This window comes from Brevirhabdus sp., assembly GCF_052826345.1.
Genome location: NZ_JBRBUA010000011.1, coordinates 1 through 8,783, shown reverse-complemented (window position 1 = coordinate 8,783; position 8,783 = coordinate 1). Strand labels below are relative to the sequence as shown.

Sequence of the window (8,783 nt, the reverse complement as noted above, 5' to 3'; positions counted from 1 at the left end):
GGGAGGAACTGACGGACGCCCAGACGTCGTTCGATCAGAACGGGCGGCCCGCGGTCAGCTTCCGCTTCAACCCCTCGGGGGCGCGCAAGTTCGGCGAATACACCGCCGCCAACGTCGGCTCGCCCTTTGCCATCGTGCTCGACAATGAGGTCATTTCGGCCCCGGTGATCCAAAGCGCCATTCCCGGCGGCTCGGGCATCATCACCGGCAGCTTCACGGTCGAACAATCCACCCAGCTTGCCGTGCTGCTGCGCGCGGGCGCCTTGCCCGCCAAGATCGTCTTCCTCGAAGAGCGCACCATCGGCCCGGAACTGGGTCAGGACAGCATCGACGCGGGCAAGATCGCCGTTACCGTGGCGGCCGTCGCGGTACTGGCGTTCATGGTGCTCAGCTACGGCCTGTTCGGCCTCTTCGCCGATATCGCGCTGGTGCTGAACGTGGGCATCCTGTTCGGTCTGCTCAGCATCATCGGCGCCACGCTGACGCTGCCGGGGATCGCGGGGATCGTGCTGACGATCGGCATGGCGGTGGATGCCAACGTGCTGATATTCGAGCGTATCCGCGAAGAGCTGAAGACCGCGCGCGGGCCTTCCCGGGCGATCGAACTGGGCTATGAAAAGGCGCTTTCGGCGATCGTGGATGCCAATATCACCACATTCATCATCGCGGTGATCCTGTTCATGCTCGGCTCGGGGCCGGTCCGCGGCTTTGCCGTCACGCTGGGGCTGGGCATCCTCACGTCGGTCTTCACGGCGATCTACGTCACCCGCCTGATCGTCGTCACCTGGTACGGCCGTCGCCGTCCCAAAACCATCGAGGTCTGAGATGCGCCTGAAACTGGTTCCCGAACAGACGAATTTCGACTTCTTCAAACACGCGCGCCTGACCTTCGGCGCCTCGGTGGTGGCGATGATCCTGTCGCTGATCGTCTGGGGGATGATGGGTCTGAACTTCGGCATCGACTTTCGCGGCGGTACCACGATCCGCACGCAAGCCGAAACGCCGGTGGACGTGGCGGCCTACCGCGCGGCCATCGCCCCGCTGAACCTGGGCGATGTCGCGATTTCGGAGGTCTTCGATCCCACCTACGGATCGAAGCGCCATGTGTCGATGATCCGCATCCAGGCGCAGGACGGACAGGAAAGCGTCGCCGCCGAGACCATCGCCAAGGTCGAGGCCGCGCTCAAGCAGATCGCGCCCACGATCAGCTTTCCCTCCGTCGAAAGCGTGGGCCCCAAGGTCTCTGGCGAGCTGATCCAGACCGCCTTCATCGCGGTGGCCGTGTCGCTTGCCGCGATCCTGTTCTACATCTGGCTCCGGTTCGAGTGGCAGTTTTCGGTGGGCGCGGTCGCCGCGCTTTTCCACGACGTGATCCTGACGATCGGCATCTTCTCGATCTTTCAGATCCGCTTCGATCTGGCCACCATCGCGGCATTGCTGACGATCATCGGCTATTCGATCAACGATACGGTGGTGATCTTCGACCGGCTGCGCGAGAACCTGGTGAAATACAGGAAACGCCCGCTCCGCGATGTCATGAACCTCAGCGTGAACGAAACCCTGTCGCGCACCCTGATGACATCCGGCACCACGCTGATCGCGCTTTTCGCGCTGCTGGCGCTTGGCGGCGACGTGATCCGCGGCTTTGTCTTCGCGATCACATGGGGCGTGATCGTGGGCACCTATTCCTCCGTTTTCGTGGCCAAGAACATCGTGCTGTTTCTGGGCGTCAAGCGCGACTGGTCCAAGCCTGACACGACCGAAGGCAACCAGTTCGCCACGACGGACAGCTGAGCATTCGGCCCGCGCATGGCCGCGCCCTGGGACACGCTGGTCACCGTCTGGCAGATCGACAGGCTGTGGCTGGTGTTTCTCGGGGCGACCCTGGCCGGTCTGATCCGCGGGTTCTCGGGCTTCGGCACGGCGATGATCTTCGTACCGCTGGCCGCGCAGGCGCTGCCGCCGGTCTATGTGCTGGCCGCGCTGATCGTGATGGATGTGATCGGCCCGCTGCCCGCGATTCCGGCCGCGCTGCGCCAGGGCGATCTGCGCGAGCTGGTGCAATTGGGGGCAGGGGCGCTCGTCGGCCTGCCGGTGGGCGTCGCGATCCTCTCCGATCTGTCGCCCGAGATGTTCCGCTATGCGGCCTCGCTTCTGACGCTGGGCCTGCTGGCCGCGCTGATGGGGGGGCTGCGCTATCACGGGCGGCTGGGGCCGCCGCTGATCGCGGCGACAGGGGCGCTGTCGGGCGTGCTGGCGGGCGCGGCGGGTCTGGCGGGGCCGCCCGCGATCATGCTCTACATGGCGCGCGCGCGGCCGGTGGCGGTGATCCGGGCCAATCTGTTCCTGTTCCTGCTGGGCGTCGACGTATTGCTGCTCGTGCTCTTCGCCGTCACGGGTCTGCTGACGGCGCAGCCGGTCTTGATCGGCGTGCTGCTCATCGCGCCCTATATCCTCGCGCTGCGGATCGGTGCCGCATTGTTCGACCCCACGCGAGAGATCCTTTATCGTCGCGTCGCATATGGGGTCATTGCGGCCTCCGCCCTGTCGGGGCTGCCGCTGCTGAAAGGATGAACCATGCGACTGAATGAGATCCGCTACGAGGCCGGGCTGCCGATCGACGGCTACGGTCCCGGCTTCTTCCGCGTGGGGGGCAAGGTGCACCGGGGCCCGCTCCTGGTGCTGCCCGATGGCGCGCAGGCCTGGGCCGGGCTCGACGACAGCGGCCCGCTGATCGCGGCCGCCGCGCAGATCGACGTGCTTTTTCTGGGCACCGGCGCGGAAACCGCGCACCCGCCGGGCGCGCTGCGCGCGGCGCTGGACGCGGCGGGCGTGGGGGTCGAACCCATGGCCACGCCCGCCGCCTGCCGCACCTACAACATCCTGCTGTCGGAGGGGCGGCGCATCGGCGCGGCCCTGATGCCCGTATGACGGCGCCGCACCCTCTGCTGACGGTGCGCGGGCTTGGCTGCCGACGGGGCGGGCGTGCGGTCCTGAGCGGCATCGACCTCACGCTTGCGGCCGGTCAGGCGCTGATCCTGCGCGGACCCAACGGGATCGGCAAGACGACGCTGCTGCGCACGCTGGCGGGGTTGCAGCCGGCGCGCGTCGGCACCATCGAGGCCCCGCCCGAAAGCATCGCCTACGCGGCCCATGCCGACGGGCTGAAATCCCAGCTCACCGCGACCGAGAACCTGCGCTTCTGGTCCAGCATCTTCGGCGGGCCCCCGGCGGAACCCGCGCTGCGCCACTTCGACCTCTGGCCGCTGCGCGACCGGCTGGCGCAGAACCTTTCGGCGGGCCAGAAACGCCGGCTGGGGCTGGCGCGCCTGCTGGTCACGGGGCGGCGCATCTGGATGCTGGACGAGCCGACCGTCTCGCTCGATACCGCCTCGACCCGGCTTTTTGCCGAAGCGGTCGCCGCCCATTGCGCAGGCGGCGGCGCGGTGCTGGCCGCCACACATATCGACCTCGGCCTCGAGGCGGACGTGCGCACGCTCGATCTGACCCCCTTCCGCGCGCGCGAGGATCAGCGCGACGACGACAGCGACGACCGTGCCTTTCTGGAGGTGGATGCCCTGTGAAATCCCTGCTTCTACGCGATCTGAGACTGGCCGTGCGCGCAGGCGGCGGATTCGGGCTGGGGCTCGCGTTCTTCCTGATCATCGCGGTCTTGATGCCCTTCGCGGTCGGCCCCGACGCCAGGATACTGTCGCGCATCGCGCCGGGCATCCTGTGGACCGGCGCGCTCTTGTCGTGCCTGTTGTCGCTCGACCGGATGTTCCAGCTCGACTACGAGGACGGCTCTCTCGATCTGCTGGCGACCTCGCCGCTGCCGCTGGAAGGCGCGGTGGCGCTCAAGGCGCTGGCGCATTGGCTGACCACGGGGCTGCCGCTGACGCTGGTGGCGCCGGTTCTCGGGGTGATGCTGAACCTGCCGGGCGCGGGCTATCCCTGGCTGCTGATCAGCCTGGGCGTCGGCACGCCCGCGCTCAGCCTGATCGGCGCTTTCGGCGCGGCGCTGACCGTGGGCCTGCGGCGCGGCGGATTGCTCTTGTCGCTGCTGGTACTGCCGCTTTACGTCCCCACGCTGATCTTCGGCGCCGAGACCCTGCGCCGCGGCGCCGAAGGGCTGCCCACGCAGACCGCGCTCTTGTTCCTGGGGGCGCTGACGCTGGGCGCGCTGGCGCTGCTGCCGCCTGCCGCGGCACTTGCACTTCGGGTAAACTTGCGGTGATGATCCCCTTCATCGGAGCGGAAATATCCCCGCCGGAGGCATTTTTCGCTTATCCCACGCAACACTCGTGCCCGTGGCGCGACCACAGCCAGACCTGCCCGCGACCTCTTGTTCGGTTGAGATCGCGGCCCGCGCGCCGTAGAGGATGATCATGTCTATTTGGGAATACGCAAATCCGCGACAGTTCATGGCCACCAGCGGCAGGGTTCTGCCCTGGCTGGTCGGGCTCACCCTGATCAACCTGCTTGTCGGGCTGGTCTGGGGGTTCTTTTTCACGCCCGACGATTATCGGCAGGGCGCGACCGTCAAGATCATCTACCTGCATGTGCCCTCCGCGCTGATGGCCATCAACGCCTGGATGATGATGCTGGTGGCCTCGCTGATCTGGCTGATCCGGCGGCACCATGTATCGGCGCTGGCGGCGCGCGCGGCCGCGCCCATCGGGCTGACCATGACGCTGATCGCGCTGCTGACCGGCGCGATCTGGGGCAAGCCGATGTGGGGCACCTACTGGGCCTGGGATCCGCGGCTGACGTCCTTCCTGATCCTTTTTCTGTTCTACCTTGGCTACATCGCCCTGTGGGAAGCGATCGAGGTGCCCGACGTCGCCGCCGATCTGACCTCTGTGCTGTGCCTGGTGGGATCGGTCTTCGCCCTGCTCAGCCGCTATGCGGTGAATTTCTGGAACCAGGGGCTGCATCAGGGTGCGTCCCTGTCGCTCGACAAGAAGGAGAATGTGGCGGATGTCTTCTACTTTCCGCTGCTCGTCAGTATCGCGGGGTTCGTTCTGTTGTTCCTGACGCTGCTTTTGCTGCGCACACGCACCGAAATCCGCGCCCGCCGGTTGCAGGCGCTGCGCGCGAGGGAGCTTTCCGCATGATGCCGGATCTGGGCAAATACGGGACCGAGGTCACCTCCGCCTATGTCGTCTCGGTCGTTCTGCTGCTGGTTCTGGTCTGGCTGTCGCTGCGCCGCGCCCGCCGTGTGCGGCGCGATCTGGAACAGCAGGAAAACAAGGCCGGGCGCAATGCGTAAGATACCCGTTCTGATGCTGCTGCCGCCGGTGATATTCGCGGCTTTCGTGGTGATGGTCTATGTCGGCATGACCCGCGAAAACCCCGATGAGCTGCCTTCGACGATGATCGGCCGCATGGCCCCGCGGATCGACCCCGCGCCCCTCGCGGATTTCCCCACCTTCACCGAGGCAGACCTCGCGGGCGGGGGGCCCAAGCTGGTGAATTTCTGGGCGAGCTGGTGCGCGCCCTGCCGGGTCGAGCACCCCAACCTGATGAAGCTGAAGGACGAAATCCCGATCTACGGCGTCAATCAGAAAGACCGGCCCGAGGCCGCGACCGGCTTCATCGGCGAGCTCGGCAATCCCTTCACCGCCCTGGCGGTCGATCCGGTCGGGCGCCAGTCGACCGAATGGGGGGTCTACGGGCTGCCGGAAACCTTCGTCCTGGACGGGCAGGGACGCATCGTCGCCCGGATCGTGGGCGCCCTGACCGAACGCGTGATCGCGCGCTCCCTGCGCCCGGCGCTCGAAGCCGCGAAAGCCGCCGACGCCAGGTAAGCCGACCCGGCGCTGCAACGGCGCATTCGCGAAGCTGCGGATTCCCGACCGATTTCATGCTACACTCCGATCGCGCATTTATCGCCGATATGGAGTTCAGTTATGTATTTCAAAGCATTAATTCTCACCGCCAGCCGCGCCGGCACGTTGGTCCTTTGCGGGCTGCTGGCGTCGGCCGCGCAGGCCGAGGGTGACGACACGGCCGCAGGCGCGCCGACCCGGGACCCGCTGGCGCGCGGCACCTATCTGGTCGAGGGCCCGGCAGGCTGCGGCAATTGTCACACGCCGCTGGGGCCCGAGGGTTTCGTGAGCGGGCAGGAACTGAGCGGCCGCCTCGTCGACAAGAACCCAGCCTTCACCGCCTACGCCCCCAACATTACCCCCGCCGGCCGCATCGCAGGCTGGAGCGACGCGCAGCTTGCCCGTGCGATCCGCGAGGGGCTGCGCCCCGACGGCAGCGTCATCGGCCCGCCGATGCCCATCGCGATGTATCGCGGCCTGTCGGACAGTGACCTGATGGCGATCGTGGCCTATCTGCGTGCCGTCCCCGCGGTCGAAAACGAAGTGCCGCAAAGCACCTACGACATTCCGCTGCCACCGGCCTACGGCCCTCCGATCGAGACCGTCGCGGCGCCCCCGGCTGGCGACACGGCGGCCTATGGCGCCTATCTGGCCGGCCCGGTCGCGCATTGCATGGAGTGCCACACGCCGATGGGGCCCCAGGGGCCGCTGTTCGACACCCGCCTCGGCGCCGGCGGGTTCGAGTTCACCTCGCCGCTCGGCGTCGTCGTCGCGGCCAATATCACCAGCCACCCCGAAGACGGCCTCGCGCGCTACAGCGATGCGCAGCTCGACCGCATGATCCGGCAGGGCATCGATGCGCAGGGCGAGCCGATGCGCCCGCCGATGCCCTATCCCTTCCTCGCGAAGATGACGGATGAGGACACCGCCGCCGTGATCGCCTATCTGCGCAGCCTGCCGCCGCTTGCCTCGCAGGAGTGACGGCGGCTTCTTCTGGTCGGAAATATTCCCGCCGGAGGCGCCCCTCCGCCATCCGCGCAAGCGCCCGGATCATCGCGAAAGGGCCGGGCCGCGACAAGCGGCCCGGCCCCATTCGTCAGAACCGGCGAAAGATCAGGCCGATTTCGCCAGGTTGCGCAGCACGTAGTGCAGCACGCCGCCGTTCTCGATGTATTCGATCTCGACCTCGGTATCGATCCGGCACTTGATCTCGATCTGCCTTTCGGTCCCGTCGGCATAGGTGATCGTCGCGGGCACATTCGACAGCGGGGTGATCTTGCCGTCGAGCCCCTCGATCGAGACGGTCTCCTCTCCGGTCAGGCCGAGCGACTTGCGCGTGTCGCCGCCGGTGAATTCGAAGGGGATCACGCCCATGCCCACCAGGTTGGAACGGTGGATGCGCTCGAACGACTCCGCGATGACCGCCTTCACGCCCAGCAGCGCCGTGCCCTTCGCCGCCCAGTCGCGCGACGATCCGGCGCCGTACTGCTCGCCCGCGATGATGACCAGCGGCGTGCCCTGGTCCTGATAGGCCATCGCCGCCTCGAAGATCGACGTCTGCTGCCCGTCGGGCCCCCTGGTATAGCCGCCCTCGACCCCGTCCAGCATCTCGTTGCGGATGCGGATGTTGGCGAAGGTGCCGCGCATCATCACCTCGTGGTTGCCCCGGCGGCTGCCGTAGGAGTTGAACTCCCGCGGGGGGACCTGCCGTTCGGTCAGGTATTTGCCGGCCGGTGTCGTCTCCTTGAACGATCCGGCGGGGCTGATGTGGTCGGTGGTGACCATGTCGCCCAGCAGCGCCAGGATGCGCGCGCCCTCGACGTTGGAAATCGTGCCCGGCTTCTTGTCCATGCCCTGGAAATAGGGCGGGTTCTGCACATAGGTCGACTGCGGCGGCCAGTCGTAGGTCTGGCTGTCGGTGGTCTCCACCGCCTGCCATTTCTCGTCGCCCTTGAAGACGTCGGCGTATTTCTCCTGGAAGGCCTCACGCGTGACGGTGCGCTCGACCAGCTCCGCGATTTCGGCCTGCGAGGGCCAGATGTCCTTGAGGAAGACGTCGCGGCCGTCCTTGTCCTGGCCCAGCGGCGCGGTGGTGATGTCGATGTTCATGTCGCCCACCAGCGCATAGGCCACCACCAGCGGCGGGCTGGCCAGGTAGTTCGCGCGCACGTCGGGGCTGATGCGCCCCTCGAAGTTGCGGTTGCCCGACAGGACCGACACGCCGATCAGGTCATAGTCGTTGATCGCCTTGGAAATCTCGGGCTCCAGCGGGCCGGAGTTGCCGATGCAGGTGGTGCAGCCATAGCCCACCAGGTTGAAGCCGATGGCGTCCAGATCCTTTTGCAGATCGGCCGCTTCCAGATAGGCGGAAACCACCTGGCTTCCGGGCGCGAGCGAGGTCTTGACCCAGGGCTTGCGCGTCAGCCCAAGTTCCTTGGCCTTGCGCGCCACCAGCCCCGCGCCGATCATCACATAGGGGTTCGACGTATTGGTGCACGACGTGATCGAGGCGATGACGATCGAGCCGTCGTGCAGCTGGTAATGGCCGTCTTCGGTGGGCACGTAGCCGCGCACATGATGGCCTTCGTCGCCGGGGATCTCGCGCGGCTCGGGCTGGCCGCCTTCGCCTTCCCAGCGCACCTCGGCGTTGTGGCTGGCGTCGCGCCCCTCGCGCTGACCGCGCACGTATTCGGCGAAGGCGGTGGCGGCGCTGTCGAGCGCGATGTGATCCTGCGGCCGCTTGGGACCGGAAATCGCGGGCACCACGGTGCCCATGTCCAGCTCCAGCGTGTCGGTGTAGACGGGGGCGTAGCCCTTGCCGCGCCACATGCCGTTTTCCTTGGCATAGGCTTCGACCAGCGCGATCGTCTCGCGGTCGCGCCCGGTCTGCGTCAGATAGCGCAGGGTTTCGTCGTCGATCGGGAAAAAGCCGCAGGTGGCGCCGTATTCGGG

At 67.0% G+C, this 8,783-nt stretch carries 11 protein-coding genes; 10 read left to right on the top strand and 1 reads right to left on the bottom strand.

The window, feature by feature from the left end:
• The 10 genes from secD to ACU0BR_RS01090 all read left to right on the top strand — a co-directional run.
• Positions 1–824: protein translocase subunit SecD (gene secD, locus ACU0BR_RS01135; RefSeq protein ID WP_446154999.1), on the top strand; the 824-nt coding region annotated here is incomplete at its 5' end.
• A 1-nt stretch (position 825) separates the two neighbouring features.
• Complete coding sequence (secF, locus tag ACU0BR_RS01130; RefSeq protein WP_446154998.1) at positions 826–1,794, top strand: protein translocase subunit SecF; 969 nt, start codon at positions 826–828, stop codon at positions 1,792–1,794.
• Positions 1,795–1,809: 15 nt separating this feature from the next.
• On the top strand, positions 1,810–2,574 hold the full coding sequence (locus ACU0BR_RS01125; RefSeq protein WP_446154997.1) for a TSUP family transporter: 765 nt from the start codon (positions 1,810–1,812) through the stop codon (positions 2,572–2,574).
• A gap of 3 nt (positions 2,575–2,577) precedes the next feature.
• Positions 2,578–2,931 (top strand): Mth938-like domain-containing protein, encoded by a 354-nt coding sequence (locus tag ACU0BR_RS01120; RefSeq protein WP_446154996.1) that lies wholly within the window; start codon positions 2,578–2,580, stop codon positions 2,929–2,931.
• Complete coding sequence (gene ccmA / locus ACU0BR_RS01115; RefSeq protein ID WP_446154995.1) at positions 2,928–3,584, top strand: heme ABC exporter ATP-binding protein CcmA; 657 nt, start codon at positions 2,928–2,930, stop codon at positions 3,582–3,584. Before ACU0BR_RS01120 ends, ccmA begins: the two co-directional genes overlap by 4 nt.
• Entirely contained in the window at positions 3,581–4,237 is a 657-nt protein-coding gene (gene ccmB / locus ACU0BR_RS01110) for a heme exporter protein CcmB (protein WP_446154994.1), read from the top strand. Before ccmA ends, ccmB begins: the two co-directional genes overlap by 4 nt.
• Before the next feature lie 145 nt (positions 4,238–4,382).
• Positions 4,383–5,117, top strand: coding sequence for a heme ABC transporter permease (locus tag ACU0BR_RS01105; RefSeq protein ID WP_446154993.1), 735 nt, complete (start codon positions 4,383–4,385; stop codon positions 5,115–5,117).
• Positions 5,114–5,272 (top strand): heme exporter protein CcmD, encoded by a 159-nt coding sequence (ccmD, locus tag ACU0BR_RS01100; protein WP_446154992.1) that lies wholly within the window; start codon positions 5,114–5,116, stop codon positions 5,270–5,272. Before ACU0BR_RS01105 ends, ccmD begins: the two co-directional genes overlap by 4 nt.
• The gene (locus ACU0BR_RS01095; protein ID WP_446154991.1) at positions 5,265–5,810 is read left to right on the top strand and encodes a DsbE family thiol:disulfide interchange protein; all 546 of its coding nucleotides are present in this window, start codon (positions 5,265–5,267) and stop codon (positions 5,808–5,810) included. The genes ccmD and ACU0BR_RS01095 overlap by 8 nt, the downstream gene beginning before the upstream one ends.
• Before the next feature lie 102 nt (positions 5,811–5,912).
• Complete coding sequence (locus ACU0BR_RS01090; RefSeq protein ID WP_446154990.1) at positions 5,913–6,812, top strand: c-type cytochrome; 900 nt, start codon at positions 5,913–5,915, stop codon at positions 6,810–6,812.
• Between the two features lie 132 nt (positions 6,813–6,944).
• Here the strand turns inward: ACU0BR_RS01090 and acnA are convergent.
• Positions 6,945–8,783 (bottom strand): aconitate hydratase AcnA (gene acnA / locus ACU0BR_RS01085; RefSeq protein ID WP_446154989.1); only part of this gene is annotated, 1,839 nt, incomplete at its 5' end.